The 25631-nt window shown below is 67.6% G+C and carries 25 protein-coding genes and 1 tRNA gene; 16 read left to right on the top strand and 10 right to left on the bottom strand.

Going from position 1 to position 25631, the window contains the following annotated elements; all coding sequences use genetic code 11:
- Positions 1-64: 64 nt before the first annotated feature.
- From AB0F43_RS16030 to AB0F43_RS16015, 4 genes are all read left to right on the top strand, one after another.
- Entirely contained in the window at positions 65-694 is a 630-nt protein-coding gene (locus AB0F43_RS16030; protein WP_360476227.1) for a bifunctional 4-hydroxy-2-oxoglutarate aldolase/2-dehydro-3-deoxy-phosphogluconate aldolase, read from the top strand.
- Positions 691-1632: a sugar kinase gene (locus AB0F43_RS16025; protein ID WP_360476224.1), complete on the top strand. Its 942-nt coding sequence runs from the start codon at positions 691-693 to the stop codon at positions 1630-1632. Before AB0F43_RS16030 ends, AB0F43_RS16025 begins: the two co-directional genes overlap by 4 nt.
- Before the next feature lie 172 nt (positions 1633-1804).
- Positions 1805-3166 (top strand): S8 family serine peptidase, encoded by a 1362-nt coding sequence (locus AB0F43_RS16020; protein WP_360476221.1) that lies wholly within the window; start codon positions 1805-1807, stop codon positions 3164-3166.
- 58 nt (positions 3167-3224) lie between these two features.
- A complete protein-coding gene (locus tag AB0F43_RS16015) occupies positions 3225-3431 on the top strand; it encodes a hypothetical protein (RefSeq protein ID WP_360476218.1) in 207 nt (68 codons plus the stop codon).
- 306 nt (positions 3432-3737) lie between these two features.
- Here the strand turns inward: AB0F43_RS16015 and AB0F43_RS16010 are convergent, their stop codons facing one another.
- Positions 3738-5195, bottom strand: a complete 1458-nt coding sequence (locus tag AB0F43_RS16010; RefSeq protein WP_360476216.1) for an ATP-binding protein — start codon at positions 5193-5195, stop codon at positions 3738-3740.
- Complete coding sequence (locus tag AB0F43_RS16005) at positions 5195-6856, bottom strand: FAD-dependent oxidoreductase (protein WP_360476213.1); 1662 nt, start codon at positions 6854-6856, stop codon at positions 5195-5197. Before AB0F43_RS16005 ends, AB0F43_RS16010 begins: the two co-directional genes overlap by 1 nt.
- Before the next feature lie 648 nt (positions 6857-7504).
- On the opposite strand from AB0F43_RS16005, the gene AB0F43_RS16000 reads away from it, so the two are divergent.
- The 3 genes from AB0F43_RS16000 to ligD are packed head-to-tail and all read left to right on the top strand — an operon-like array spanning position 7505 to position 10877.
- A complete protein-coding gene (locus AB0F43_RS16000) occupies positions 7505-8725 on the top strand; it encodes a helix-turn-helix transcriptional regulator (protein ID WP_360476210.1) in 1221 nt (406 codons plus the stop codon).
- A 25-nt stretch (positions 8726-8750) separates the two neighbouring features.
- A complete protein-coding gene (locus tag AB0F43_RS15995) occupies positions 8751-9860 on the top strand; it encodes a branched-chain amino acid aminotransferase (protein ID WP_360476207.1) in 1110 nt (369 codons plus the stop codon).
- A 39-nt stretch (positions 9861-9899) separates the two neighbouring features.
- Positions 9900-10877: a non-homologous end-joining DNA ligase gene (ligD, locus tag AB0F43_RS15990; RefSeq protein ID WP_360476205.1), complete on the top strand. Its 978-nt coding sequence runs from the start codon at positions 9900-9902 to the stop codon at positions 10875-10877.
- A 66-nt stretch (positions 10878-10943) separates the two neighbouring features.
- Here the strand turns inward: ligD and AB0F43_RS15985 are convergent, their stop codons facing one another.
- Entirely contained in the window at positions 10944-11579 is a 636-nt protein-coding gene (locus tag AB0F43_RS15985) for a TetR/AcrR family transcriptional regulator (RefSeq protein WP_360476202.1), read from the bottom strand.
- Between the two features lie 84 nt (positions 11580-11663).
- On the opposite strand from AB0F43_RS15985, the gene AB0F43_RS15980 reads away from it, so the two are divergent.
- On the top strand, positions 11664-13052 hold the full coding sequence (locus AB0F43_RS15980; protein ID WP_360476199.1) for an FAD-dependent monooxygenase: 1389 nt from the start codon (positions 11664-11666) through the stop codon (positions 13050-13052).
- A gap of 72 nt (positions 13053-13124) precedes the next feature.
- The gene (locus tag AB0F43_RS15975; protein WP_360476196.1) at positions 13125-13757 is read left to right on the top strand and encodes a nucleoside/nucleotide kinase family protein; all 633 of its coding nucleotides are present in this window, start codon (positions 13125-13127) and stop codon (positions 13755-13757) included.
- On the opposite strand, the gene AB0F43_RS15970 is transcribed toward AB0F43_RS15975, so the two are convergent.
- Positions 13745-14485, bottom strand: a complete 741-nt coding sequence (locus AB0F43_RS15970) for a TetR/AcrR family transcriptional regulator (RefSeq protein ID WP_360476193.1) — start codon at positions 14483-14485, stop codon at positions 13745-13747. The genes AB0F43_RS15975 and AB0F43_RS15970 overlap by 13 nt on opposite strands.
- Positions 14486-14575: 90 nt before the next feature.
- Between AB0F43_RS15970 and AB0F43_RS15965 the strand changes: the two genes are divergently transcribed.
- The 5 genes from AB0F43_RS15965 to AB0F43_RS15945 all read left to right on the top strand — a co-directional run bounded on the left by AB0F43_RS15965 (position 14576) and on the right by AB0F43_RS15945 (position 19392).
- Positions 14576-15577: an ATP-binding cassette domain-containing protein gene (locus tag AB0F43_RS15965; RefSeq protein ID WP_360476190.1), complete on the top strand. Its 1002-nt coding sequence runs from the start codon at positions 14576-14578 to the stop codon at positions 15575-15577.
- Positions 15578-15693: 116 nt separating this feature from the next.
- Complete coding sequence (locus AB0F43_RS15960) at positions 15694-16371, top strand: ABC transporter permease (RefSeq protein ID WP_360476187.1); 678 nt, start codon at positions 15694-15696, stop codon at positions 16369-16371.
- A gap of 982 nt (positions 16372-17353) precedes the next feature.
- Positions 17354-17572 (top strand): hypothetical protein, encoded by a 219-nt coding sequence (locus AB0F43_RS15955; protein ID WP_360476184.1) that lies wholly within the window; start codon positions 17354-17356, stop codon positions 17570-17572.
- Positions 17573-17898: 326 nt separating this feature from the next.
- Positions 17899-18885, top strand: a complete 987-nt coding sequence (locus tag AB0F43_RS15950) for a proline racemase family protein (protein WP_360476181.1) — start codon at positions 17899-17901, stop codon at positions 18883-18885.
- Between the two features lie 183 nt (positions 18886-19068).
- A complete protein-coding gene (locus AB0F43_RS15945; protein ID WP_360476178.1) occupies positions 19069-19392 on the top strand; it encodes a putative quinol monooxygenase in 324 nt (107 codons plus the stop codon).
- On the opposite strand, the gene AB0F43_RS15940 is transcribed toward AB0F43_RS15945, so the two are convergent.
- The 4 genes from AB0F43_RS15940 to AB0F43_RS15925 all read right to left on the bottom strand — a co-directional run bounded on the left by AB0F43_RS15940 (position 19393) and on the right by AB0F43_RS15925 (position 22889).
- Positions 19393-19818, bottom strand: coding sequence for an SgcJ/EcaC family oxidoreductase (locus AB0F43_RS15940; RefSeq protein ID WP_360476175.1), 426 nt, complete (start codon positions 19816-19818; stop codon positions 19393-19395). It lies immediately after the preceding gene.
- A 17-nt stretch (positions 19819-19835) separates the two neighbouring features.
- Positions 19836-20915 (bottom strand): NAD(P)-binding domain-containing protein, encoded by a 1080-nt coding sequence (locus AB0F43_RS15935; protein ID WP_360476172.1) that lies wholly within the window; start codon positions 20913-20915, stop codon positions 19836-19838.
- Positions 20916-21007: 92 nt separating this feature from the next.
- The gene (locus AB0F43_RS15930) at positions 21008-22573 is read right to left on the bottom strand and encodes a response regulator transcription factor (RefSeq protein WP_360476169.1); all 1566 of its coding nucleotides are present in this window, start codon (positions 22571-22573) and stop codon (positions 21008-21010) included.
- A gap of 10 nt (positions 22574-22583) precedes the next feature.
- Positions 22584-22889 carry a hypothetical protein gene (locus AB0F43_RS15925; protein ID WP_360476167.1) on the bottom strand — a complete coding sequence of 102 codons (306 nt, stop codon included), beginning with the start codon at positions 22887-22889 and terminating at the stop codon, positions 22584-22586.
- Positions 22890-22973: 84 nt separating this feature from the next.
- Here AB0F43_RS15925 and AB0F43_RS15920 point away from each other — a divergent pair, with 84 nt between their 5' ends.
- Positions 22974-23702 carry an endonuclease/exonuclease/phosphatase family protein gene (locus AB0F43_RS15920; protein ID WP_360476164.1) on the top strand — a complete coding sequence of 243 codons (729 nt, stop codon included), beginning with the start codon at positions 22974-22976 and terminating at the stop codon, positions 23700-23702.
- 192 nt (positions 23703-23894) lie between these two features.
- Here the strand turns inward: AB0F43_RS15920 and AB0F43_RS15915 are convergent.
- Both AB0F43_RS15915 and AB0F43_RS15910 read right to left on the bottom strand, forming a co-directional pair.
- Positions 23895-23968 (bottom strand) — tRNA-Met (locus tag AB0F43_RS15915).
- A 177-nt stretch (positions 23969-24145) separates the two neighbouring features.
- Entirely contained in the window at positions 24146-24724 is a 579-nt protein-coding gene (locus AB0F43_RS15910) for a TetR family transcriptional regulator (protein ID WP_360476161.1), read from the bottom strand.
- A 99-nt stretch (positions 24725-24823) separates the two neighbouring features.
- Here AB0F43_RS15910 and AB0F43_RS15905 point away from each other — a divergent pair, with 99 nt between their 5' ends.
- Entirely contained in the window at positions 24824-25603 is a 780-nt protein-coding gene (locus AB0F43_RS15905) for a hypothetical protein (protein ID WP_360476158.1), read from the top strand.
- The last annotated feature ends 28 nt before the right edge of the window (positions 25604-25631 follow it).

The raw sequence follows: 25631 nt of genomic DNA, 5'->3' as shown, positions 1-25631 counted from the left end.
AACCAAGGACATGGGACGTCCTATGTGTTGATCGATCCAATAGCGTGAGCCCTGAGGAGGAATCATGGATCTGCTTGCCGAACTCCAGCGCCGCAAGGTGCTCGCCATCATCCGCACCGACGACCCCGACCGCGCTCTGGAGTGCGTTCACACCCTCGTCGACGCGGGTATCACCGCCCTCGAGATCTCGCTCACCACTCCGGGCGGGGTCGACGCGATCGCGAAGGCGCGCGCCGAGTACGACGCGTCCATCTTGATCGGCGCGGGCACCGTCGTCACCCCCGCCCAGGCCGACGCGGTCGCGGCCGCCGGCGCGGGTTTCGCGGTCACGCCGGCGATCACCCGCGGCGCCCACCGCAGCGTCGAGCTGGGCCTGCCGGTCCTCTGCGGCGCCCTCACCCCGACCGAGGTGGTCGCCGCTCTGGACCTCGGCGCCACTGCGGTCAAGATCTTCCCGGCCAAGGTCTATGGCCCCGGCTACCTCCGCGAGCTCCGCGGCCCACTCCCTGATGCGCCGCTCATCGCCGTCGGCGGGGTCGACGCCCAGAGCGCCCCCGAGTACCTCGCCGCCGGTGCCCTGGCAGTAGGCGTAGCCTCCCCGCTCCTGGGCGATGCCGCCACCGGCGGCTCCCAATCCGCCCTGGCCGAGAGAGCCAAGAACTTCCTCGCCGCCGTCGACGCCCCTCGCCCATGATGACCGACCTCCTCACCATCGGCGAGACGATGGTCTCGCTGCGGACCGCCCGCCCGATGCGGCTCGGCGGCGACGCCCACCTGTCGATCGCGGGTTCGGAGAGCAACGTCGCTATCGGCCTGTCCCGGCTCGGCCATCAGGCCGCGTGGCTAGGTGCCGTAGGCAACGACGAGCCCGGCCGGCTGATCCAGCGCACCCTGCGAGCCGAGGGCGTCGACACCAGCCGGCTGCGGTTCTCGGACGAGTCGTTCACCGGCTTCATCGCGTTCGACCAGCCGTCGCACGACATCACCCGGGTCAGCTACCACCGTCGCGGCTCGGCCGGCTCGACCATCACGCCCGACGAAACCATCGCCGCGATCGAGGCCACCCGACCACGCCTGCTTCACGTCACCGGCATCACCCCGGCCCTCTCCGAGAGCACCCGCGCCGCGACGCTGGCCGCCGTACGCACAGCCTTCGAGGCAGGCGTCCAGGTCTCGCTCGACGTCAACTACCGCGCCCGCCTCTGGTCCCGCGCCGAGGCCGCGACCGCGCTGCGCGAACTCCTTCCCCATGTCCAGACCGTCTTCGCCTCGGACGACGAACTCGACCTCCTCACCGACGCCGCCGACCCGGTACGCGAACTCGTCGCCGCCGGCACCATCAACCAGGTGATCGTCACCGCCGGCGGCAAGGGCGCCTGGGCCCACACCGCGGACGGAACCATCCACCGCCCCGCCCTCCCCGTCACCGTCGTCGACAGCATCGGCGCCGGCGACGCCTTCGTGTCCGGCTACCTCTCCGCCACGCTCGACGGACTCTCCCCCGAACACCGCCTCGACCGCGCGACCACCTCCGGCGCCTTCTGTGTCACCGCCACTGGCGACTGGGAATCGCTTCCCACGCGCAGCGACCTCACCCTCCTGACCCACACCCAAGGCACCGCCCTGCGCTGACCGCGTCAGGCGGCGGCCGCCCGCCGCATCAGCACGGAGAGGAACCGAGGATGCGCGCACCGTGTCCATGCCGAACGGGTGCGGGCAGTGTGCGGTCACTTCCACTTCCGGCAGAAGCCTCCTCGGCGTACCGTCCCCACTTATAGCAATCGGCTGAGGGGGAAGGTTGCCCATGAATATTCGTCGCGCAGTAGTTGCGCTGATCTCGACCGCCACACTCTGTCTGGCGGGTCAGGCTTCCGCAGCGGCTGCCCCCACCGGGGTCACCGCTGCCACACCAGGAGAACTGCTGGCCATCTGCGAGGACCTGTTCGGAGATGTCTACGACACTCCGAGCACCGAACCACTCGCGGCCTGCCAATGGAACATGGCGATCATCGACGCCGACGCCTCGGCCCGGGCCAACGCCACCGGCGACGGCGTACGGGTAGGTGTCATCGACAGCGGCATCGACGCAACGCACCCGGACATCGCGCCCAACCTCGACCTGGCCGCGTCCTGCTCGTTCATCCGCCCGGGTACGCCGACCGCGCTGCCGGCAGAGGTCGCCACGAGCTGCACGAACAAGGCCGCGCTGCGGGACTTCTACGGTCACGGGACTCACGTGGCGTCGATCATCGCGTCGCCGATCAACGGCATCGGTGTCGCGGGTGTCGCTCCGGAAGCGACACTGGTGGCGTTGAAGGCCTGCACGGCGGAGGGTTACTGCTTCGGCGACTCCGTCGCGGCCGCGCTCCGATACGCCGGCGACCAACGCCTCGACGTCGTGAACATGAGCCTGTTCGCCGACCCGTACCTGTACTACTGCCAGAACGAGGCCGGACAACGGGCCATGCTGCAGGAGCTGAAGGCCGCTGCGCGGTACGCCCAACAGCGCGGTGTTCTGCTGGTGGCGTCGGCCGGTAACGAGGCCGACGACCTGCAGCACCCGACGATCGACGAGATCAGCCCTGACTACCCGCCGGACTCTGCCGAGACTCGCCGGGTACGGAACAACTGCCGCGTCGCACCGGCCGAGTTGCCCGGTGTGGTGACCGTATCCGCCACCGGACCGGTCGGATACCCCGGCTACGACACAGTGATCGCGGAGTACTCCTCGGTCGGTATGGGCGTCGTGGAGGTCACGGCACCCGGGGGCGACTACTTCTCGGCCACCGGCACCGTGCAGGACGCCGTACTGGCTGCCCTGCCGAACACGCCATCGGTGATCTGGGACGCGTTCGACCCGCTCGAGCCTGCACTTCCCGGCATCACCGTTGTCGACCATGGCGCCCGCTACGGCTACCTGAACGGCACGTCGATGTCTGCTCCGCACGCGGCGGGCGTCGCGGCTCTGATCGTGGAGAGGCATCCCGGCTGGTCGCCGGGGGCGGTCGCATCAGCTTTGCAGCGTACGGCGACTCCGCTGGCCTGTCCGGCGAACTGGCAACCGATCGACGAGGACGACGACCGGCAACGCTGCTACGGCAGCGCCAACCACAACTCGTTCTTCGGCGCCGGCCTGGTCAACGCCGCTCGGGCCGCGGCTGGATAGAACCTGCTCGTAGTGGGGCACTGGGGATGTGTACAGCGCCGACGAACGGAGGACGGCCATGACCAGCCCCAGTGGCCCCTACGAGGGATTGACTCCCTCGACCCACGAGGACCCAGCAGAAGTCACCGACACCGAGGTCAACGAAGCCCTCGAACGCGGCGAGGTCAACCTCACCGGCCAGGAAGTCCGGCACGACGAGGGCGCGCAACCGGACTCCGACCGCAACGACACCCCCCAACCCCCGACCAAGGAGAGCCAGGACTAACACCACCCACCTCAGCGTTCCCCAACTGACAGGCCGCCCAGCCCAGCGCCGTCACTACGGCGCCCAGCCCAGCAGAGCCGGCCGACAACAGGACGCCCAGCCCAGCGTCGCCAGCGCGCCCAACCGAGCGTTGCCGACCGGCACAGGACGCCCAGCTCAGCGTCGTCAGCTCGCCCAGCCCAGCGTTGCCGACCGACAACACCGCGCCCAGCTCAGCGTTCGCCGATGAGTTCGCCGTTGCGGATCGAGCTGCTGAACAGGTAGCGAGCGCGGGTGTGCCGGCTGGAGGGCGCGAGTGCCTGCCTGCTAGGTGAGGAGGTCGGGGTCCTCGCTTTCGGGGTCGAGCGGGAGGACGATCTTGAAGCGGGTGTCGCCGGGTTGGGATTCGACGCGGAGGTCGCCGTGGTGTTTCTTCACCACGATGCGCCAGGAGATGTCGAGGCCGAGGCCAGTGCCTTCGCCGATGGGTTTGGTGGTGAAGAACGGCTCGAAGATGCGGCGCCGGATCTCGGGTGGGATGCCCGGCCCGGTGTCGCCGATCTCGACGACGGCGTAGGCGCCGTCCTTCTTGGTCCGGATCGTCAGCGTTCCCGATCCGCCCATCGCGCTGACCGCGTTGTCGATGATGTTGGTCCACACCTGGTTGAGCTCGGCCGCGTACGCCGGGATCGGTGGCAGTTCCGGATCGAAGTCCTTCACCACCTCCAGCCCCTGCAGCTTGCCCGACATCATCACCAGGGTGGACTTCAGCAGCTCGCGCAGATCGACGACCTGGTACGGCGCTCTGTCGATCTGCGAGTACTGCTTCGCGGCACCGACCAGCGTCGAGATCCGGGTCACGGAGTCGTCGATCTCATTCATCAGCGACTCGGTGTCGATCGTGTACATCAACCAGCGGACGGCACCCTCGAGGTACTTCGGCCCGACCGCGGTGAGCACGTCCTCCATCCACGCCACGTCCAGCCCCGCCGCGGCCAGGACCGGTGCGACATCCCAGCTCGCCTGGACGTCGTGATCGTCGAGCCAGTCGGTCAACGAGTCCTCGGCGTCGGACAGCTCCATCGGCGAGATGTCCTTGTCCTTCGTCTTGTCCAGCCGCTCGACCGCCGCCTCCTGCAGCTCGACGATCTGGTGCAGCTTGGTGGCGTCCAAGGTGCCGTCGGCAAGCATCGCCAGCTTGGAACGCATCCCCGCGACCCGCTGCCGCAGTGTCGCCGCGGCCCGGACTGCCGCAGCGGCCGGGTTGTTGAGCTCGTGGGTGAGACCCGCCGACAAGGAGCCGAGGGCAAGCAACCGCTCGCGCTCCCCCAGCGTCTCGTTGGTCCGGCGCATGCCCATGATGAAGCCCTCGATGAGGTGCACCGCCATCGGGAACCAGGTGTTCATCATCGTCGCCATGGTGGCGGCGCTGATCACGAAGAACTCCGACGGCTCGGTCACCCGCATCGTTGCGGTGTAGGCCTTCCGGTCGTCGGCGCCGAAGAAGGCGTTGAAGGCACCGGCGTAGACACCGCGCTGACGGGTCCGGTTGATCTCCACCTCTTCGCCGTGCGACAGCTTGCAGAGCCGGAGCTCACCGGACAGCAGGATGTAGCAGCACGTGGCCGGATCTCCCTCGGTGAACACGATCCCGTCGTGCACCGACTCGACGTACCCGACCTCGGACAGCCACTGCAGCTGCTCGTCGGTCAGAGACTCGAAGAGGAAGAGCGTGCGCAACTCGTCAGGAGTCAGCCTTCGCGGCTCCTGGATCTCTACAGTCATCAGAGCATCTCCAGGTATCGGTGCACCAGTGTCACGGCCATCGCTCCGTCGCCGACCGCGGAGGCGACCCGCTTCACCGACTCGGCCCGTACGTCCCCGGCGGCGAACACGCCCGGCATGCTCGTCTCCAGGTGGTACGGCTCCCGCTCCAGCGTCCAGCCCGGCGGCTTGCCGTGCAGGTCCGGACCGGTGAGCACGAACCCGCGCTCATCACGGAGCAGGTCACCCGGCAGCCAGTCCGTCCGCGGCGCCGCACCGATGAACACGAACATCCACTCCGTGTCCACCTCGCGCGTCTCACCGGTCGCACTGTTCCGCAGGGTTGCCCGTTCGAGGTGGTCCGCGCCCTTGCAGGAGACCACCTGCGTACAGGTATGGACCTCGATGTTGTCGATCTCGTCGATCTGATTGATCAGGTACGTCGACATCGTCGCCGTCAGCGATGGTCCTCTGACCAGCATATGCACGCGTTTGGCGTGTTTCGAGAAATACACCGCGGCCTGGCCGGCGGAGTTCGCCCCGCCGATGATGTAGACCTCCTGGCCCGTGCAGCTCGGTCCCTCGGTGGTCGCGGAGCCGTAGTAGATGCCCCGGCCGCACAGGTCGTCGACACCGGGGGCTTCGAGCGTCCGGTACGAGACACCGGTCGCCAGAATCACCGAGTGCGACGAGATCTCACTGCCGTCGGAGAACCGCAGCCGGCGAGCGGACCCGAGCGTCTCCAGGCCGACCACCTGACGCGCCGTCAGCAACTCGGCACCGAATCGCACCGCCTGCCGCCGGGCCCGGTCGGTCAACTGCGCACCTGAGACGCCATCCGGGAAGCCAAGGTAGTTCTCGATCCGGCTCGACTGGCCTGCTTGACCACCGGTCGCCAATTGCTCGACCAACACGGTCCGCAGCCCTTCACTGGCGCCGTACACAGCGGCACCGAGACCGGCCGGACCACCGCCGACCACGACGAGGTCGTAGAACTCCGACGCGGGCGCCGTGGACAGACCCACCTTGCTCGCCAGCTCGGCCTCGCTCGGCGCCACCATCACGGTGCCGTCCGGCGTGATCACCACCGGAAGGGTCGAGCCGTCCACACCGGCCGCTTCGAGCAACCGTTTGCTTTCCTCGTCGTCGACGCCGTACCAGCGATATGGCACGGCGTTGCGGGCGAGGAAGTCACGGGCGGCGAACGACGGCGCCGACCAGCGGTGTCCGATCACCCGGGTCTCGTCGGTGGTCGGCTCCGGGGTCGACCTCCACAGGTCGAGCATCGCGTCGACCACCGGGTAGAGCTTCTCCTCCGGCGGGTTCCACGGTTTGAGCAGGTAGTGGTCGAGGTCGACCACGTTGATCGCCTGGATCGCCGCGTCGGTGTCGGCGTAGGCGGTGAGCAGGACGCGGCGAGCGAGCGGGAACAGGTCCATCGCGGCCTCGAGGAACTCGATGCCGGACATCTGGGGCATCCGGTAGTCGGCCAGCAGCAGGGCCACCGGCTCGCCACGCAGCTTGAGTTCCCGGACGGCATCCAACGCCTGTCCCGGGTTCTCGGCCCGGACGATGCGGTTCTCCTCGCCGTACCGGCGGCGGAGGTCGCGGGCGATCGACCGGGACACGCCGGGGTCGTCGTCCACGGTGAGGATCACCGGGCGGGTCGTTGACGCTGTCATGCCTCATTCATACCAGCGCGGACCCACTCTTCAGGAAGGGTAATTCCCGCACACTTGCGCTGCGGTTTCCCGCAGTAGGCACCTGCGGGATCCCTGGCTGGCCGCGGCCAGTCGCTGACACCTGTTCTCAACTGTCGAGGCAGAGGCCTGGGCACGGCCAGGGCCGGCCGCAGCGGGAGCAGCAGCCGTCGGGGGCCGGCGCCGGCAGCCACACCGGTTCGGTCGGTACGACGGCGGGCGCCGGACGGCTGCGGACGGACTGTGGGCTGCTCGAGTACCAATGGACTTGGGTGCGGCCGCCGTTGCCGTGGGCGGCCAAGAGGGCTTCGATGCCGCCGTCCCAGGTGGACGTGCTGGGCCAGCGGCCGCGCCAGCGCACGGCTACCGTGCCGTCGGACCACTCCACGCCTTCAGCGAGCGTGCCTGTGCCGCGCACGCCAGATGCATCGGTGTGGCGCACCAACCGGAAGAGTCGAGGCTGCCGCTGCATCGTGTTCACTTCTGCAGCTTCGCTCGGCACCCGTTGTCTGCAACAGGTGTGGTCTGTGGGCTGTGTGAACAGCCCACAGACCACAGGGCGGTCTTTGTCGGCGAGCGCTTGTACTGTCGTCCGCACGCACCGCAGTACTTGCGAACGGGGGTGATCCTGTGGCTGAGGCAGCGTTTGGCGCGCAGTTGAGGGAGTGCAGGCAAGCGGTCGGCTTGAGTCTGCGGCAGCTTGCTACGCGGGTCGGCTACGACCACAGCTACTTGTCGCAGGTGGAGCGCGGCCAGCGACCGGGCTCTGCCGAGCTGGCCCGGCTCTGCGACCGTGAGCTCGGCACCGGCACCGAGCTGACCAGCACCTTTGAGCGGCGGCGCCGGTCCATGCCGGCTGACCCGTTGGAGGGTACGCAGCCGGCCGATTCGGCGGAGGCCTTCCGGCCGGGGGATGCGTTGGAGGCGGCGTGGCACGGGCTCGTCACGGCGTTCGGCCAACTGGAGACGATTGCGGCGCTCAGAGACTTCCGGAGCGTTCCGCCGGTTGGCCTCCTGCCGGAGCTGATCACCGATCTCCGGGTCCTGCAGACGCGGGCGCCGGCCCAGTCTGCCGTCGAGGCGGCGCAGCTGAGCGTGCTTACCGCACAGACGTTGACCGCCCTCGGGCAAGCGAGTGCGGCGAAGCGCTGGTGGCAGGCCGCTCGGACGGCGGCGGACCGCTCGGCTGACTCGTCGGTCCGGAGTGCGGTGTGTGCTCAACAGGTGATCAGCGGACTGGCCGAGCGACGACCGCTGACGCAACTGCTGGAGGCAGCTGAGGAGGGGCTGGCGCTTGTGGATGCAGCTCGCGGTGGGTGTCTTGCGCAGGCACACGCTGCCCAGGCGCTGGTGCTGGCGGAGCTGGGGCTGCAGGAGCAAGCACATAGAGCGCTGCAGGAGTTGATCGGTGTCGCAGCTGAGTTGCCGTCGGCAAGTACGTCGTACGGGCCGCTGAGCGACTGGGCGCCGTACGAGGTGCACGGCGCTGAGGGACGGGTATGCGCGCGGCTGGGGTATGGCGCGGCAGCGTGTGTGCTGTTGGCTCGGGCGCTCGAGCTGTGTCCGGAGGAGTGGCTCGGTGAGCGGGCCAGGCTGCAGATGGCGTTGGCTGAGTGCCTGGTTGTGGACGGAGAGGTCGCAGCAGGTATCGCGTTGGCTCTGCGAGTGTTGGTCGAGTTGCCGGACGAGTGGCACACCTATTACTTGTACGACGATGGCGCGCGAGTGCTGAGCGCCGTACGCGACAGACAGCCGGGGCTCGCGGCGATACGGGACCTGCAGGAGCTCCTCGGACGTAAGGCGTACCTGGATCGCCGCAGTGTGGGCACTGGGTCGAGCGCACGGCGGTGACGGGGGTAACGTGCCCGGAGTGACGATGACAGACACGTGGGACTTCGCGGTCGAGCTGCGCAGTGATCCGGTCAGCGCGGAGACGCGGGAGGCCGTGCTGGCCAAGCCGGCGTTCGGGCAGGCGTTCACCGACCACATGGTGGTGGCGAACTGGACGGCCGACCGAGGCTGGCACGACCAGAAGGTGACGGCGTACGCACCACTCACGGTCAGCCCGGCTGCCGCGGTACTGCACTACGCGCAAGAGATCTTCGAAGGGCTGAAGGCGTACCGGCACGCGAACGGATCGGTGTGGGCGTTCCGGCCCGACCGCAACGCTGCACGGTTCACTGCGAGCGCGGAGCGGCTTGCGCTGCCGCAGGTGCCCGAGGACGCATTCGTGGCGGCGCTCCGGGCGCTGGTGACAGTTGACGAGCCCTGGGTGCCGGCATCGGACGGTGGCGAGACCAGTCTGTACTTGCGGCCGTACATGATCGCCACGGAGGCGGCGCTGAGCGTGCGGCCGGCTCGTGAGGTGCTGTTCGGCGTCATCGCCTCTCCCGCGGGTCCGTACTTCGACACCGGCCCCAAGCCGGTGTCGATCTGGCTGACCACCTCGACCATTCGCGCCACGCCCGGTGGCACCGGTGCGGCCAAGTGCGGTGGGAACTACGCGGCCAGCCTGGCCGGACTGGCCGAAGCGGTCGCCAACCAGTGCGAGCAGGTGGCCTTCGTCGATGCGGCCGAGCACAAGTGGCTCGAGGAGATCGGCAGCATGAACATGTTCTTCGTGTACGCCGACGGACGCATCGTCACCCCGGAGCTGTCAGGCTCGATCCTGGCCGGCGTCACCCGTGCCTCGGTGATCGAGCTCGCCGCCGACCTCGGCCACACGGTCGAGGAGCGACGGGTCTCGGCCGACGAGTGGAAGGACGGCGTACGCACCGGTGAGATCACCGAGGTGTTCGCCTCCGGGACTGCCGCCGTCATCACCCCGATCGGCCGACTGGCCTGGGCCGATGGAGACCTGACGATTGGCGACCACTCCGTGGATTACGGCGTCGGCCCGGTCACCAAATCCATCCGCTCTACCCTTCTGGACCTCCAGTACGGTCGCATCCCCGACGAGCGTGGCTGGCTGACCCGTCTGGCGTAGTTGCTGCCGGTTGTCCCCGACGGCCGTTAAGTTGGCAGCATGGCTGAGTCCAAGGCGGGGAAGGCGAAGACTCCGGCGATCGAGCTGGAGGTGGGTGAGCGCACGGTCCGGATCTCCAATCCGGACCGGGTGTACTTCCCCGCGCGCGGGGAAACCAAGCTGGATCTGGTCAACTACTACCTGTCCGTCGGCGACGGGATCGTCCGGGCGCTCCGGGAGCGGCCGTGCATGCTGCACCGGTTCCCGGAGGGCGTTTCCGGGGAGAAGGTGCACCAGAAGCGGCTGCCGCACGGGGCACCGCCGTGGATGGAGACCGTGCGGGTGAAGTTCCCGCGGTACAACCGGACGGCGGACGAGCTGTGCGTCACCGAGGTCGCACACGTGGCGTGGGCGGTGCAGATGTCGACGGTCGAGTTCCACCCCTGGAACTCCCGTCGCGCCGACACCGAGAAGCCCGACGAGTGGCGGATCGACCTCGACCCGATGCCGGAGTGCCCGTTCGATCGGGTCCGCCGGGTCGCGCACGTCGCCCACGAGGTGCTGGACGAGCTCGGCGCCGTGGGCTATCCGAAGACATCTGGTGGTTCGGGCATCCACATCTACGTCCGGGTCAAGCCGGAGTACGGGTTCTCCGACGTACGACGGGCCGCCCTGGCGTTCGCGCGGGAGGTCGAGCGGCGCGCCCCGGATGACGTGACCACGACGTGGTGGCGCAAGGACCGCGATCCGAAGAAGCTGTTCGTCGACTACAACCAGAACGCCCGGGATCACACGATCGCGAGTGCGTACTCGGTCCGCGGGAATCCCGAAGGCACCGTCTCGACGCCGATCCGGTGGGACGAGATCGACGACGTGGACCCGAAGGCGTTCACGATCCAGACCGTGCCGGCGCGCTTCGCCGAGCTGGGCGATCTGCACGAGACCATCGACGACAACGTCTACTCCCTGGACACCCTGCTCGAGTGGGCCGAGCGCGACGAACGCGAAGGCGCCGAGCCGCCTCCCCCAGAGGAGTAGGCGGCGGATCTCCAGGCCATCACAATCGCGGTGCTTGGCTGCGTACTCGCGTACGGCCCCCAGCCATCACGCGGTTGTGATGGCCTGCCCGTCCGCTCCTCGCCCAGCCAGCCCGTGGTGGAGGAGGTTGGTGAGGGTGTCGATCGCGTCTTCGTCGGAGATGGTGCGGCCGTCGGCCGGGTTGACGACCAGCCAGGTGTAGGCGAAGCCCTCCATCAGCGCATTCATCGCCGAGATCTGCACCAGCGGATCGGTCGGCGGATTCGGCAGGCGCGAGAAATGGTCGATCATGTGTGCGTCGTCCTCGGCCATGATCCGCCGCAGCCGTCGGCCTAGCTCCGGATCGACCATCGACGCCTGCTTCACCGCGACCATCTCCGGCAGGTGCTCGCGGTAGAACCGCCAGAACGCCGCGACGTGCCAGCGGATCGACGAGATCCTGCTGAGGTCCGGGTCGTGACCGGCATCGTCGAGTGCGACGTCGTCCGCCGCCGTGAGCATGTCGGTGAGCAGCGCCTCGAGCAGCTCTTCCTTGCTCGCGAAGTGGTTGTAGAACGATCCCGTCGCCCGGCCCGCGGCCGCGGTGATGTCGGTGATCTTCGTGTTCAGGTATCCGCGCTCGGCGAACACCTCCCGGGCAGCCTGCTTCAACGCCGCCTCGGTCCCGGCCGCCCGTTCCCGGCGGCTCACCGCGTCCGTCACCAGAACCTCCTTGACACCGAACCCTAGCGACCCTCATAGTGAATCAAGATTCAGTGAATCATGATTCACCAAAAGGAGACAAGGATGACAGTTCTCATTGCCGGTGCCGGTCCGACGGGCCTGACCCTGGCGATTGACCTGGCCCGGCGCGGTATCGCCGTACGTCTGGCCGACAAGGCGACGGAGTACTTCGAGGGATCCCGGGGCGACGGGTTGCAGCCGCGGACGTTGGAGGTGTTCGACGACCTCGGCGTGGTGGCGGAAGTCCTGCGCCAAGGCCGGCCGCAACCGCTGATGCACGTCTATCTCGATGGCACGCTCGTCGACGAGCGCCGGATGGCTCCGCTCCTCGACCCGACTCCGGACGTCCCGTACCCGAATGCGTGGATGCTCGGCCAGTCGCGCACCGAGCAGATCCTCCGCGACAAGCTGGCCGAGTACGGCGTACGCGTCGAGCTAGGCACCGCGATCGTCGGTTTCACCCAGTACGACGACCTCGTGAAGGCCGAGTTGTCGACCGGTGAGACGGTCGAAGCGGAGTACCTGGTCGGTGCGGATGGCGGGCGGAGCTTCGTCCGCAAGCACCTTGGGATCGCATTCGAGGGTACGACGGACGAGTCGATCCGGATGCTGCTCGGCGATGTTGCCGCGGACGGGCTCGACCACGAGTACGGCTACTGGTTCGCGAGGCGGGACAATCCGATGGCAGGGATCGCGCTGACACCGCTGTCCGGCGGAGACCAGTTCCAGTTCGGCGCGCCGCTGGACGACGATCAGGTGGATCCGTCGCTCGAGACTCTGCAGGAACGCTTCGACCAGTACGCCGGCCCGGGTGTGGCCAAGCTCCGCGAGCTGACCTGGGCGACTGTGTGGCGGCCGAACGTCCGGCTGGCCGCCCGGTTCCAGGTTGGGCGCGTGTTCATCGCCGGTGATGCCGCGCACGTTCACCCGCCGACCGGTGGTCAAGGCCTCAACACGGGTGTCCAGGACGCGTACAACCTCGGCTGGAAGCTGGCCGACGGGCGTCCGGAGGTGCTGGCGACGTACGAGAGTGAGCGTCGTACCAACGCGATGCGGGTGCTGGGGATCAGCGAGGAACTGCTGCAGCAGTACGTCGATGGCGACCAGAGCGCGATGGAGCGCGGCGAGAACACTCGCCAGCTCGACGTCTCCTACCGCGACCCGGCCGACCCCCGCCCGATCGCGCCCGGAGACCGCGCACCCGACGCACCCCTGGTGGATGCTCAGGGCAACAAACTGCGGCTCTTCGACCTGTTCCGCGGCCCGCACGAGACGCTGCTCCGCTTCAGCCGCGACACGGTGGAGGTCGTACGCCGGGATGCGCCGGACGCGACATACACGTCACCCGAAGCCTTCAAGCACTACCACGCCGCAGAGGGCGACGAGTTCCTCATCCGCCCGGACGGCTACCTGGCGCTGTCTCGCCACGATCCCGCTTCGATCGCCGGCTGAAGGACTGGGTGTTGTCGATGGCGTCGGCCGTCCGCAGCGGGGAGCTCATCAGGCACGGCCTAGGATCGTGGGGTGGAAATACTGGACCCGGCCGCCGCCTACGACCGTGCCGTCGACCTCGCCACGCGGGGCCGGCGATCGATCCTCGGGATCACCGGGGCACCGGCGGCCGGGAAGTCGACGTACGCCGAGCAGTTGACCGCGAAGCTGATCGCCGACGGTCATCGGGTCGCGTTGTTGCCGATGGACGGGTATCACCTCGCGCAGTCCGTGCTGGAGGAGCTCGGACTCGCGGAGGTGAAGGGAGCACCGCACACGTTCGACGGGTACGGATTCGTTGCCTTGCTCGAGAGGCTGAAGGAGGCACCGGATGAGCTGATCTGGGCGCCACGATTCGACCGCGGGCTTGAGGATTCGATTGCCGCCAGCATCGGAGTCGGACCGGACGTCACGTTGATCGTGACCGAAGGCAACTACCTGCTCTTCGATCAGATGCCGTGGGCAACCGTTCGGACCCTGCTCGACCAGTGCTGGTACGTCGAGGTGCCCGAACAACTGCGTCACGATCGCCTCGAGGCCCGCCACCGCCGATACGGCCGCTCCCCCGAAGAAGCCCATGCCCGCACCTACGGCACCGACGAACACAACGCCCGCCTGATCGCGGCGACGGCTCCCGCCGCGGACGCGGTGATTCAGCTGTCCTGACAGACCCGTTCGATGAATCGTTCGACACCGTCGAGGTAGAGCTGCAGGCCGAAGTCGAAATCTTGGCCGGACTCTTCTTCGAAGGCCTCGACTGTGTCGAACACGCCGGCGTCCAGCACTCGGGCCAGGGCAGGGAGTTGGCGGGGGTCGACCACGCGGGCCAGGATGGCGCCGTACCGGCTGAAGGCGGCCGGGTTGTCGGCGAACCCGGCGGCCAGGTCGAGGGACAGCCGGATCTCGCCGTGCACGTACGTCATCAGGCCCATCACCACGCCGACTTTGGCCTCCTCGGGCAGGCCGGTGTCTTTCAGCGCGCCGAGGGCGGAATCGAACCAGGCGAGGTTGTTGGGCCCGGCCGGCGGGCCGGTGATCGGGAGCTTCGAGTACCAGCGATGCCTGCGGACGGCGACCATGACACCGCTGGCCCAGAACGTCAACCCGGTCCGCCAGTCGATGCCTTCGGGTAGCGGTTCGGGGCGTTCGAGAGCGGCGTCCGACATCAGCACGAGCAGCTCGTCCTTGCTCTTCACGTGCCGGTAGAGCGCCATCGTCGAGTTGCCCAGCCGCTCGGCCACCCGCGCCATCGAGACCGCGGCCAACCCCTCGGCGTCGGCGATCTCGATCGCCGCCCGGGTGATGTCGTCGATGGTCAGTGACGGCTTCGGACCGCGCCGGCTGCCGTCCCGCAACCGCCACATCAACGCCACATCGGCCGGCAGCTCACTCATCTCCACCCACCTCAGTCTAGGGGTTGCGGGCAGATATAGCGTACCTGCTACGCTATTTAGCGTATCGAGTACGCAGTAAGGAGGGGAACGATGATCGTCGAGGCAGCCGGGTTGCGGAAGTCGTTCGGTGCGACCGAGGTGCTCGCCGGGGTCGACCTACAGGTCCGGGAGGGATCTGTGCTCGCCCTGCTCGGTCCGAACGGCGCCGGCAAGACCACCACGGTGCGGATCCTGACCACGCTGACCAGGCCGAATGCCGGCCAGGCCACCATCGCCGGGTACGACGTACTGCGCGAGCCGGCCCAGGTCCGCGGCGTCATCAGTCTGACCGGGCAGTACGCCGCGGTCGACGAGAACCAGACCGGCCGGGAGAACCTGGTCATGATCGGCCGCCTGATGCATCTCGGCCGGCCCACCGCGCAACGCCGTACCGCTGAACTGCTCGAGCGGTTCGGGCTCACCGATTCGATGGACCGGCGGGTGAAGACGTACTCGGGCGGGATGCGGCGGCGGCTCGACCTGGCGATGAGCCTGATCGCACAGCCGCGGGTGATCTTCCTGGACGAGCCGACCACCGGGCTCGACCCGGCCAGCCGGTCGACGATGTGGGACGCGATCGGCGAGCTCGTCCGCGACGGGACCACGATCCTGCTGACCACTCAGTACCTCGAGGAGGCGGACCGGCTCGCCGACCGGATCGTGCTGCTCGACCGTGGCCGGGTCGTTGCGACCGGCACCGCCGACGCACTGAAGGCGCAGATCGGCGGCGAGCGCATCGACCTCCGCTTCGCCGACGAACCGCAAGTGCTGAAGGCAACCGGCGCACTCCGTGGCGAGGCGCCGGGAGCAGGCGGGGTGAACCCCGTCGGGGCGGGTCGAGTGGATCTGGCTCGGGCGGGTGGGGCGGCTGAGTGGAAAGGGGCGGGGGATGGAGTGGTGGTTGAGCAGTTGACGGTGAGTTTGCCGTCGGATGGGACGGCGGCGCATCTGCACCACGTGCTCGACGTACTGCGGGACAACGGGGTGCAGCCGGAACGAGTGTCGTCGCATCGGCCGACGCTCGACGACGTCTTCCTCGCGCTGACCGCGTAGGCCGATAGGAGCTGATCAAATGTCACATCAAGGAGCCGGCGCCGCGGTGTCCGACGTGGTCACCATGATCGACCGGTGCGTGCGGCTGATGCGCCGGAACGTGGACACGCTGTTTCGTGTCGATCCTGTTGCCGATGCTGATGATGGCGCTGTTCGTCTACGTCTTCGGCGGCGCGATCAACACCGGCACGGAGTACATCAACTACGTCGTCCCGGGCATCCTGCTTCTCACCAGCGGGTACGGCGCCTCGAACACGGCGATGGCGGTCGCGGACGACATGACCACCGGGATGATCGACCGGCTGCGGTCGCTGCCGATCCATAGCTTCGCCGTACTGACCGGGCATGTTACTGCGAGTATCGCGCGTAACGCGGTGTCAACGACGATCGTCATCCTCGCCTCACTGGCGATGGGTTTCCGGCCGGTCGGCGGACCGGGTGACTGGCTGGCCGCGATCGGCCTGCTACTTCTCTACGTCCTCGCGCTCTCCTGGCTCGCGGCCGGCCTGGGCGTGCTCGCGAAGTCGGTCGAGTCGGCCAGCACGCTGAGCTTCTTCATGTTGTTCCTGCCGTACCTCAGCAGCGCGTTCGTCCAGCCCGAGACGATGCCGTCGTGGCTGCGGCCGATCAGCGAGCACCAGCCGATCACGCCGGTGATCGAGGCCGTGCGCGGTTTGCTGATCGGGACACCGATGGGGAACAACGGCTGGATCGCACTCGCCTGGTGTACTGGTCTGCTCCTGTTCTCGGTGACGCTGGCGACCTCGCTGTACCGGCGCCGAGTCAGCCGCTGAGCGCAGGTTTCGTGCCGTTCGTCGAACGAGGTCGGCGATTTGGTTCGAACATGACCCCGCGACCGGGTTACGGTTCAAGTCCCCCCAACGTGTGGTGGTCCCACTCCCCCCGGGACCCACACGGACAAGCGCCCCGATCTCTGATCGGGGCGCTCTGTTTTCCTGGCCTACAAGGGGATTCCGGACTGGACCTCAACTGGTCATCACGGAGGCAGGGTCGAAAGGCCCAGCCCATCACTGGTGGGTCCGCGCCCCCGCCTCCTCCAGCCCGGCGGCATGAGCACGGCGTCCGTGTCCGCGCCTCGGCCGGTACGCGAAGCAGCTCGCGGATCACCGTGGTCGGCAGCCGAGCGGCGTGCTCCGGGACAGGGCGGCCCGTTCTCGTCGTACACACCGAGGCAGCCTCACCGCCCGGGCGTGCTCGGAACCGGAGAACCCCTTGACCCCGCCGGCCGGGCCCGGATCAGCAACGCGGCCGCACACCGATCACCGTGTCAACCGGGTCCAGCAGGGCGCGCCGTACGGCGGGTCCAGAGAGGCGTCAGCTGTACGGCCGACTGGCTCGGCGAGCGCTCTGGCACGGCGCCGGGTGAAGGGCTTGGTGACCCGGGCGTTGACGCGGGTGTGGTTTGCGGATCCGGGTTGAAGAGGTGGCGGCGGGCCGCGGTCATTGCCCGGGGAGCGCGTGGGGCCGGTCCACGTGACAGCCTCGCCTTGGCTCGGGGACGTGCGTGTGACCGGTCGACAGACACCGCGGATTGGCGCGTGGACGGCGTTGTACCGGGTGGTGAGCCAGGCTGCCGGCCGGGCTGGCGATGTGGTGGACGGGTGCAGCTGAGCGGAGGGCGAAGCGGACGAGTGGGGTCGCGGGATGTGATCGGCGATGGTCGAAAAGTAGCCGAGAAAAAGTTGTCGAGGTGATGTCGAATCCGGCCGCCCTGGTCCGACGTATCAGTGAGAGCGACCAAAGGAGAGGGTCAGAATGAACACCACCACCGCCACCACCGACACCGCCACCACGAACATGATCATCGCGATGCTGGCCGAGGGAAACCCCGTCTGGTACGTCGCCGGCATGGTCAAGATGCGCAGCCACGACGTCTACATGATCGGCCGAGCCGCCGGCTATCCGGACAGGGCGAAACTGCGCCGGGCCGTCTGGGCGCAGAAGAACCGCAACCGCGTCCTGCAAGCCGCCTGACCTGGGCACCACCCTCCTCAGGCGCTCAAAGGCAACGTCAGCCGCTGCTGCCCACTCGGGCGACAGCGGCTGACGTCTGTTCAGCGCACTCGCCTCACGCCAGGGAGCCGGCCCCGGGACCGTCCATCAGGAAGCACCCCGGCGCCACCACCGAAGCCGCGATCAGCGCGTCGCCGGGCTGAGAGCGTGACCCCGCAGCCGTCAACATCAACGCGTGGATCATGGTCGGTGAAGAAGCGTCCTACCGTCGGCGTTCAACTGTGACTTGGGCTTACGATGCAGTCGGCGTACGCGCTCGAGTCGGTTCGGCAGGACTTGGGGTTCTGATGCTTTCGGTGGAGACCGTTGATTACCACACGGCCGGGGAGCCGTTCCGGATTGTCACTTCGGTGGAGGTTCCTGGTGCGTCGGTGCCGGATCGGCGGGTGTTTGCCCAGTCGTCCGCCGAAGTCGACGCGGTCCGGCAGTTGCTGGTGAACGAGCCGCGCGGGCATGCGGACATGTACGGCGGTTTCGTTGTGCCAGGCAACGACTCCGGTGCGCACTTCGGCGTACTGTTCTGGCACAAGGACGGGTACTCGACGGCCTGCGGGCACGGGACGATTGCCCTCGGTACCTGGGCGGTGGAGAGCGGTCTGGTGCCTGCTTCCCCTGACGGGGCGACGGATGTGGTGATCGACGTACCGTCCGGACGGGTGGTCGCGCGGGTCACCTGCGTCGGTGGTGTGGTGTCGAGCGTTGCCTTTCGCAACGTTCCGTCGTACGTCGTCGGACGTGGTCTGACGGTGTCGACGTCGCGTGGAGCTGTCGTGGCCGATGTGAGTTTCGGCGGCGCGTTCTACGCCTCCGTCGCGGTGTCGTCTGTCGGCCTGTCGGTGATTCCCGCTTGCTACGCGGACCTGATCGCGGTGGGGCGTGAGATCAAGTGGGCGTTGGACTCGCAGGCCGTCCACCCGGTCGACCCGCGACTCAACGGTATCTACGGGACGATCTTCTACGACGACCTCGGTTCCTGGGAGGGCGGGCCGCACCAGCGGAACGTCGCGATCTTCGCCGATGGTGAGGTGGACCGGTCGCCGTGTGGCTCGGGTACGTCGGCGCGCCTGGCGCTGCTGTACGACGAGGGCCTGCTGGCGGACGATCAAGTGCTGCGGCACGAGTCGATCGTCGGGACAACCTTCCTGGGTCGCGTGGTGGAGGTTGCCGAGGATGGCGTGATCACGGAGGTCGAGGGCGCGGCGTACCGAACTGGTACCTCCACCTTCACCCTCGACCCCCGCGACCCGCTCGGCACCGGCTTCACGCTGCGCTGACGACTAGGTCGTGTCTGGTAATTCAGCGCCGTCGCGAGCAGGTGCTCGGTGCGGTAGCTCGGCGTGCTGGAGCGAAGGTCTCGATGCGGATCCATCGTGGCCTTTGCTCCAGTGCGGCGAGATGCCGTGCCGAGTGCCGCGCAGTAGGCGGGGAATTGCCAGACACGGCCTAGCATCGAGCTCATGATCTTCATCACCGCGAAGTTCCGCGTCCAGTCCGAGCACGCCTCGAACTGGCCGTCGATCACCGCCGAGTTCACCAAGGCCACCCGGGCCGAGCCCGGGTGCCTGTGGTTCGACTGGTCCCGCTCGATCGACGACACCGACGAGTACGTGCTGGTCGAGGCCTTCGCCGACGAAGACGCCGCGTCGGCCCACGTCATGTCCGCGCACTTCAAGGCTGCCCAGCAGCAGCTCCCGCCGTACCTGGTGGAAACGCCGCGCATCGTCAACTTCAAGGTTCCCCAGGACGACTGGTCCGAGCTCGGCGAACTCGCGGTGAAGTAGTCAGCCTTCGGCTACGACGACGGTGTTCTGCGCCGCGGCGATCTGCCAGGTGTCGTCGTCCTTGGCGAGGAAGTAGACCGGGCTGCCGTGCTCGACCGGCAGCTCGGCGGTGGAGCCGTCGCGGCGCACGTAGGTCTGGTTGACGTTGACGACGGCGATGTCAGGCCGGACGAACAGCAGGTGGTCCGGGACGTAGGTGGCGTACGCGTCCTTCGTCGCCCCGGGCAGCACCCGGCTGGTGAACTCCGCGATGGTGTCCCGCCCGTACAGCCGCTTGCCGTGCCCGGTCACCCACAGCGCGTCCTTGCGGAACAACGCGATGAACGCGTCCACGTCTTCCTTGCTCTGGGCATCCTGTACGGCGTCTACCAGCGCCAGGATCGCGTCGACATCGGCCTGACTCGGGATCTGTCCTTCGATCTTCATGACACCAATCATGCTAGTTAAACCGCACTTGAAGCCAACAGGTTGCGGGCAGCAATCTGCCTGACGACGTGCGCGGCGTCCTTGCCGACACCACCGACGGTGTGCGAGTTGAACATGTACTGGAACTCCTGGCCCAGCACGTAGAGTCCTGGTTGCCCGGTGACACACCCGCGCTCGGTGGCGATCCGGCCGGACGAGTCCAGGCCGGGCAGATCGATCCAGCTGAAGTCCGGCGTGAAGCCGGTGCACCAGATGACGTTGGCGACGTCGAGCAGTACGCCGTCCTCGGTCTGCGGCCGGCCGTCGACGACGTCGGTGATGCGCGGGACGCGTTCGATGCCGACAGCAAGCAGATCCTTCTCCTTCTGCCGGATCAGGAACTCGCCGTGACCTTCGAGCGCCTCGGCCTGCACCTTGCGCCCCGGCAACTTGTCCTCGGTGAGGATGTGCTCCCAGACCCACCAGATGAGCGGGAACAGCAGCTTGCCCTGCCAGCCGCGCATCTCGATCGGCAGGTAGCCGACGTTGCGGCCGGCAAGCAGGACCTTGTGCGTCTTGCCGACCTCGACCCCGATCTCGGCTCCGGAGTTCCCGGCGCCCACGATGAGGACCGTTCCCGGCTGAAGCTGTCCTGGGTTGCGGTAGTCCGCGGTGTGCAGCTGGACGAGGTCAGGCGAGAGCCGGCCGGCGAACGAGGGGATCTTCGGCACTCGGTGGATGCCGGTCGCCAGGATGACGTTGTCCGCCTCGAACGACTCGGTGCCGGCGGTGACTCGGTAGGTGTCCCCCTCGCGGAACAGACCGTCCACCCTGGTTCCGAGGCGAATCGGCAGCCCGAACCGTTCGGCGTACCCCTCCAGGTAGGCCACCATCTCGTCCTTGGACGGGAAGGTGTAGCCGCCGCCGAACCTGGCCCCGGGCAGACTGTCCCGACTGGCCGGCGTGAACAGCGACAGCGAGTCCCAGCGGTTGAGCCACGACCCTCCGACCCGGTCGGCCGCATCCAGGATGACGAACGGCTTGCCGCGCCGGGCGAGGTGGTACCCGGCCGACAGACCGGCTTGCCCTGCCCCGATCACAACTGTTTCGTACCTCATGGTCCCCTCCTTCGGTCACGTGTCTCGAAGGTAGGAGTGCGCCGCGGTCTGTGGCGTCGGTGAAATCACCCAACGGCGGCAATGGGTACCGCTCAGACCAGCTTGTGCTCGAAGCCGTACGCCGTCGCCGCGGACCGGGACGAGACGCCCAGCTTGGTGAAGATGTTGCTCACGTGCCGATCGACAGTCCGCTCACTCAGCACCAGTTGGGCCGCGATCGCGCGGTTGGTGGCTCCGGTGGCGACAAGACGTAGTACTTCGATCTCGCGCGGCGAAAGCAAGCCGTCCGGCCTCTGTGCCTCGGTGACCGCGCCGAGGTCGTGGAGCGTTTGCCGGGCGGTGACCGTTTCGCGGTCTGCGGACTCTGCGTCGCCGAGCGCCCTGCAGGCATCCGCTATCAGCAGCCGCGTGCGAGCTTCCTGGTACGGCGCTCGTAGCTCGATCCACCGGCGCAGAGCAGCCCGGGCCGGCGTCAGTGCCGCATCGGGACTTTGCGTGAGACGGACCATGGCCTGAGCTTGTTCTTGAAGGGCTTGCACGATGGTGCTGTGACACTTGCTGGCGAGCGTGGTGAGGCCGTCGGCTGCGGCGGTGGCCGCTTCGAGCTCGCCTGACGCCACCAGGATCTCTGTCGCGGCGAACAGGACCTCCACCCGCTTCCCGTCGTCCTGCGACTCGGACAGACACCGACGGATCATTGCCGCGGCTGCTTGCACACTGCCCTGCTGCAGTCGGAGCAGTGCCAGTCCCGGCTGCGGGTCGTAGCCGAGCCGGCTCGCCTCGGTGAAGCACTCCTCTGCATCCGCGAAGTGTCCCTGGAGCCGGTCCAGATCCCCTCGGACGTACGCCGCGCATCCGGCGGCCCACCTGTCCACGTCGGCGCTGCTGACGCGAGCCAAGTCCGCACGGGCGTCGGTCCAGGCACCACGCAGTTGCTTGAGCTCAGCCCGCCGTACCTTGCACTCACCGGTGAAGTTGCCGAGATCGGGCTGGCTGTCGCACCACCGGGTCATCGCCGCGGTCCACTCCTCAGCCCGGCGCAACTCGTACACCGTCCAGCAGCCGGCGATCGCACCGCAGTAGACGATGCCGGTCACCATCGGCGAAAGCGAGCCGGAGGTGAGCTCGACCATGGCCTCGTCCAGCTTTGCCAGGCCGTCCGCTGTATGACCGCCCTCCAGCAGGAGCAACCCTTGCTGGTGCAGCGCCAGCCCGACCAGGTCCTTACTGCCGAGGCGTCGTCCGGCCACGACCGCATCGTTGCTGATTGCAACCGCCTGCTCGAGGTCGTCCGCTGCGAACGCCTGACTCAGTCTGAGGAAGCCAGCAGGTACGGAGTCGGTGCCGTCCTCCTCGATCAGCCGGGCAGCACGGGCCAGCCAGCCGCCACCGACGACCACGTCACCGGAGACCATCCGCTGCATCCCGTTCCAGAGCGCTGCACCGGCCGCACCGAGTAGGTCCCGTTGTGCGAGCAATTGCTCATACGCGCGCTCGCGGATGGCGTAGTACTCGTCCATGCGCCCCAGCAGCATGGCGGCAACGGCGTACCGGTCCAGGTCGTCGGCGTCCAGGGTGTCCGCGGCTGCGAACAGCTCGTACGCGCGTGACCAGGCGCGTGCGTCGTACGCGCTCCTGGCCTCGGCGACAGCGTTCACTAGCCCAGTATCAGCCGCCGTGCTCGATCCGGTGCTGCATTTCGAGTTCCTCGAACCGTCCCGCAGCGGCCTGCGCGAGCACAACCTGGTGCCCGGCGACGACTTGGCGCACCCGCTCCGCTACCTCAGCCGCCATCTCCGGCGACGCATAGATCCCCAACACCAGCTCGCCGTCGTCCCCCACCGAGAAACCCCACGGAACCTCACACGGCCCGTCATGCTCCTCGACCGGGCACAACACCCGCGCCACCTCCTCCTTGGTCGCTACCTCCTCGATAGCGTCGACCCCCCGAACCAGAACCTCATAAGTCATCACCCACCCGAACCTACCGACGACGCACCGCAGTCACATCGGGTCTGCCTGGGGCTCTACCCTGACTCCGAGTCCGACTGGAGGAGTATGAACCAGCTGACCATCGCGTCTTTGAACACCCGCGGGATGCCGGTGCTGGGGTCGCGGTTGCGCGAGCGGTACGGGGTAATCGCTCGGGAGTTCGAGGACTCCGATGTTGATGTGGTCAACTTCCAGGAGGTGCTGACGTACTACCACCTGAGGCAGTTGGTGAGGTGGATGCCGTCGTACCTGCATGTCAGCTACCGCCGCTCGGCTGTTGGCCCAGCCGGCGGGCTGGTGACGTTCACGCGGCGGCCGGTCCAGGACACGCGGTACTTTCGGCTTCCGGCGGCCGGCCTCACCAGGCTGAAGGGCGTCCTAGTCACCCGGCTGCCTTCGGCGTACGTCGTGAACACGCATCCGCAGGCCAACGTCGACGGGGACTGGTCGGAGTCGAACCGCTTCTATCGCACGCATCGCGAGCAACTCACCGCACTCGCCGACGTCGTCGACGCACTACCAGGACCGGCGATCGTCTGCGGTGACTTCAACGTGCCCCGCGAGAGCGACCTCTTCCGCGACTTCATCGCCAAGGCCTACCTGATCGACGCCTACGCCGGCGCCTGTCCCCCGACCTTCCACGCCGCCTACCTTCCGCCGGGCCGCACCTCACACTGCATCGACTTCGTCCTGGTCACGGGCGCGATCAACGTCCAATCCGCCGACCTGATGTTCACCACCCCGCCGTACGCCTCCGACCACCTGGGCCTACGCGTCAGCCTGCTCATTACCTAGGATCTACCGCGAGCGTCCCCCTGCAGTTGAGCTCGCATTCCGAACATCGCCCGGTGCTTCTCCACCGTCAGGCCCGGCACGTCAGGTTCGATGATCAGTGTGAGCAGCTACACATTTCAGTGGCGGTGGTGTCTGACAACCCACCCCGACGCAAAACGAAGGCCCGGACCTGATGGTCCGGGCCTTCTTTCGTAGCGGGGGCAGGATTTGAACCTGCGACCTCTGGGTTATGAGCCCAGCGAGCTACCGAGCTGCTCCACCCCGCGCCGCTTTCTTACGAGATCGAGTCTAGATCATGGCCGCTGAGCGTCCAAATCGGGCCCCAGTAAGGCGAAGGCCCGGACCTGATGGTCCGGGCCGATCACCACTCCAGGTCACTGATCCTGACTCTAGCTTCCTGTCCTAGACCGTAGCTAAGCCGCCAGAAGCGGTAACCAAACAGCTCAGGGCGTAGCCAGGTGGGTGGCTGCTCGGGTTACGGCGGTTTTGGCGGAGTTGGCGGCGGTGTCGGCGTGCATCATGCGGGCCATTTGCGGTACGGCGTACCACCAGCCGGCCAGGGAGAGGATGAGGAAGGCCAAGTCGGGGGCGGGGAGTCGGTCGCTGATCAGCCCGGCCTGTTGGGCCTGGGCGAACGCGGCGACCTTGGCGCGGTAGTAATCCGTGCGGGTCTCCTCGTCGGGCACTTCGGGGAGGTTCATGAGGCCTTCCCAGAGCAGTAGACGAGTCAGTTCGGGGTGCTCGGAGTGGTAGTCGTACACGGCGGCCGCATACCTTCCAACCGCCTCCGGCCCGTCCAGCTCACGCAGCGGTACTGCGGCCGCGACCTTGTTGAGCTCGTCGGCCAGCACGGTGGCAAACAACTGGGGCTTGTCGCCGAAGTAGCTGTACAGCCGCTCCTTGTTGACCCCGGCCCGCCGGGCGATGCGCTCCATCGTGGTGCCGCCCAAGCCGTGGGCGGCGAACTCGGCGACCGCAGCGTCCTTCAGTTTGCGCTTGGTCTCGGCGGTGTTCCAGGCCATGGCCGCCAGCATATCCAACGCTTGCGTTGAAAGATGCCGGGGACCTGCCTACGCTATTTCCAACGGTCCCGTTGGAGATAGATCAGTAAGGAGCAGACCGTGAATCGTTCGACCGCACTCGTCGTCGCCGGTGTCGCCGCCGTCCTGGCCACCACCGGAACGGCCGTCGCCCTGCAAGACGAAGGGCCGACCGACACCCGGACCACCGACATCCAGACCGCTGGCCAACCAGCAAAGCCCACCACCAAGCCGAGCCCCATCGAATCGCCGAAAGCCGATCAGGACGCAGTACGACGCCAGGAGGCACAAGCCCTCAACGGCACCGGCCTGCAGCTTCCGCCGAGCTGGGGAATCGTCAACGTACGCCGTGAACACCACGACGACCGCGCCGTCACCGTCGTCCGGCATCAACCCGGCGGCTACCGCCTCGGTGGCCCTCACGCGAGCGTGGTTCTCGACCAGGCCGGCACCATCCTCGGATTCACCCGCCTCGATCAGCAGACCGGCGGCCGTCTCCCCAGCGAAGACAGAAGCGAACAGCTCGCCCTCGACTTCCTGCGCCGGGTGGCGCCCGACCATGTCGACGGCCTCACCGTCGAATGGGTGAACCAGCACGACGAAACCATCACCCAGCCCGACGGCACCACCGCCAAGGTCTCCGGGATGAAGGTCAAGATGCACCACGACAGCGGTCTCTACACCTGGGTCGTCATCGGACCCGACGAGTCGGTCCTGACCTACGAACGTGACATCGCCTGGGACTCCGGCCAGGGCCGCCGCGGTACCCAGATGTGGCTCCACGACCCCTGGATCGCCGCCCACGACGGCACCGGCCCGCAACCCGCAGCGCCGTACGCACCTGCCGGCACGCGGAGCTGACCGGGGACTAACCCTCTCGCGAGTTTTT

Source organism: Kribbella sp. NPDC023972 (genome assembly GCF_040639075.1).
In the GTDB taxonomy this organism is placed as follows: Bacteria; Actinomycetota; Actinomycetes; order Propionibacteriales; family Kribbellaceae; genus Kribbella.
Note: the sequence above shows the minus strand (reverse complement) of the source record. Positions and strands in the feature narration are given on the sequence as shown.

Bases quoted from the DNA above. Each gene is read 5' to 3' on its own strand.
- AB0F43_RS16030 (WP_360476227.1), top strand. From the start codon at position 65: ATGGATCTGCTTGCCGAACTCCAGCGCCGCAAGGTGCTCGCCATCATC.
- AB0F43_RS16025 (WP_360476224.1), top strand. From the start codon at position 691: ATGATGACCGACCTCCTCACCATCGGCGAGACGATGGTCTCGCTGCGG.
- AB0F43_RS16020 (WP_360476221.1), top strand. From the start codon at position 1,805: ATGAATATTCGTCGCGCAGTAGTTGCGCTGATCTCGACCGCCACACTC.
- AB0F43_RS16015 (WP_360476218.1), top strand. From the start codon at position 3,225: ATGACCAGCCCCAGTGGCCCCTACGAGGGATTGACTCCCTCGACCCAC.
- AB0F43_RS16010 (WP_360476216.1), bottom strand. From the start codon at position 5,195: ATGACTGTAGAGATCCAGGAGCCGCGAAGGCTGACTCCTGACGAGTTG.
- AB0F43_RS16005 (WP_360476213.1), bottom strand. From the start codon at position 6,856: ATGACAGCGTCAACGACCCGCCCGGTGATCCTCACCGTGGACGACGAC.
- AB0F43_RS15995 (WP_360476207.1), top strand. From the start codon at position 8,751: ATGACAGACACGTGGGACTTCGCGGTCGAGCTGCGCAGTGATCCGGTC.
- ligD (WP_360476205.1), top strand. From the start codon at position 9,900: ATGGCTGAGTCCAAGGCGGGGAAGGCGAAGACTCCGGCGATCGAGCTG.
- AB0F43_RS15980 (WP_360476199.1), top strand. From the start codon at position 11,664: ATGACAGTTCTCATTGCCGGTGCCGGTCCGACGGGCCTGACCCTGGCG.
- AB0F43_RS15970 (WP_360476193.1), bottom strand. From the start codon at position 14,485: ATGAGTGAGCTGCCGGCCGATGTGGCGTTGATGTGGCGGTTGCGGGAC.
- AB0F43_RS15965 (WP_360476190.1), top strand. From the start codon at position 14,576: ATGATCGTCGAGGCAGCCGGGTTGCGGAAGTCGTTCGGTGCGACCGAG.
- AB0F43_RS15955 (WP_360476184.1), top strand. From the start codon at position 17,354: ATGAACACCACCACCGCCACCACCGACACCGCCACCACGAACATGATC.
- AB0F43_RS15950 (WP_360476181.1), top strand. From the start codon at position 17,899: ATGCTTTCGGTGGAGACCGTTGATTACCACACGGCCGGGGAGCCGTTC.
- AB0F43_RS15945 (WP_360476178.1), top strand. From the start codon at position 19,069: ATGATCTTCATCACCGCGAAGTTCCGCGTCCAGTCCGAGCACGCCTCG.
- AB0F43_RS15940 (WP_360476175.1), bottom strand. From the start codon at position 19,818: ATGAAGATCGAAGGACAGATCCCGAGTCAGGCCGATGTCGACGCGATC.
- AB0F43_RS15935 (WP_360476172.1), bottom strand. From the start codon at position 20,915: ATGAGGTACGAAACAGTTGTGATCGGGGCAGGGCAAGCCGGTCTGTCG.
- AB0F43_RS15920 (WP_360476164.1), top strand. From the start codon at position 22,974: ATGAACCAGCTGACCATCGCGTCTTTGAACACCCGCGGGATGCCGGTG.
- AB0F43_RS15910 (WP_360476161.1), bottom strand. From the start codon at position 24,724: ATGGCCTGGAACACCGCCGAGACCAAGCGCAAACTGAAGGACGCTGCG.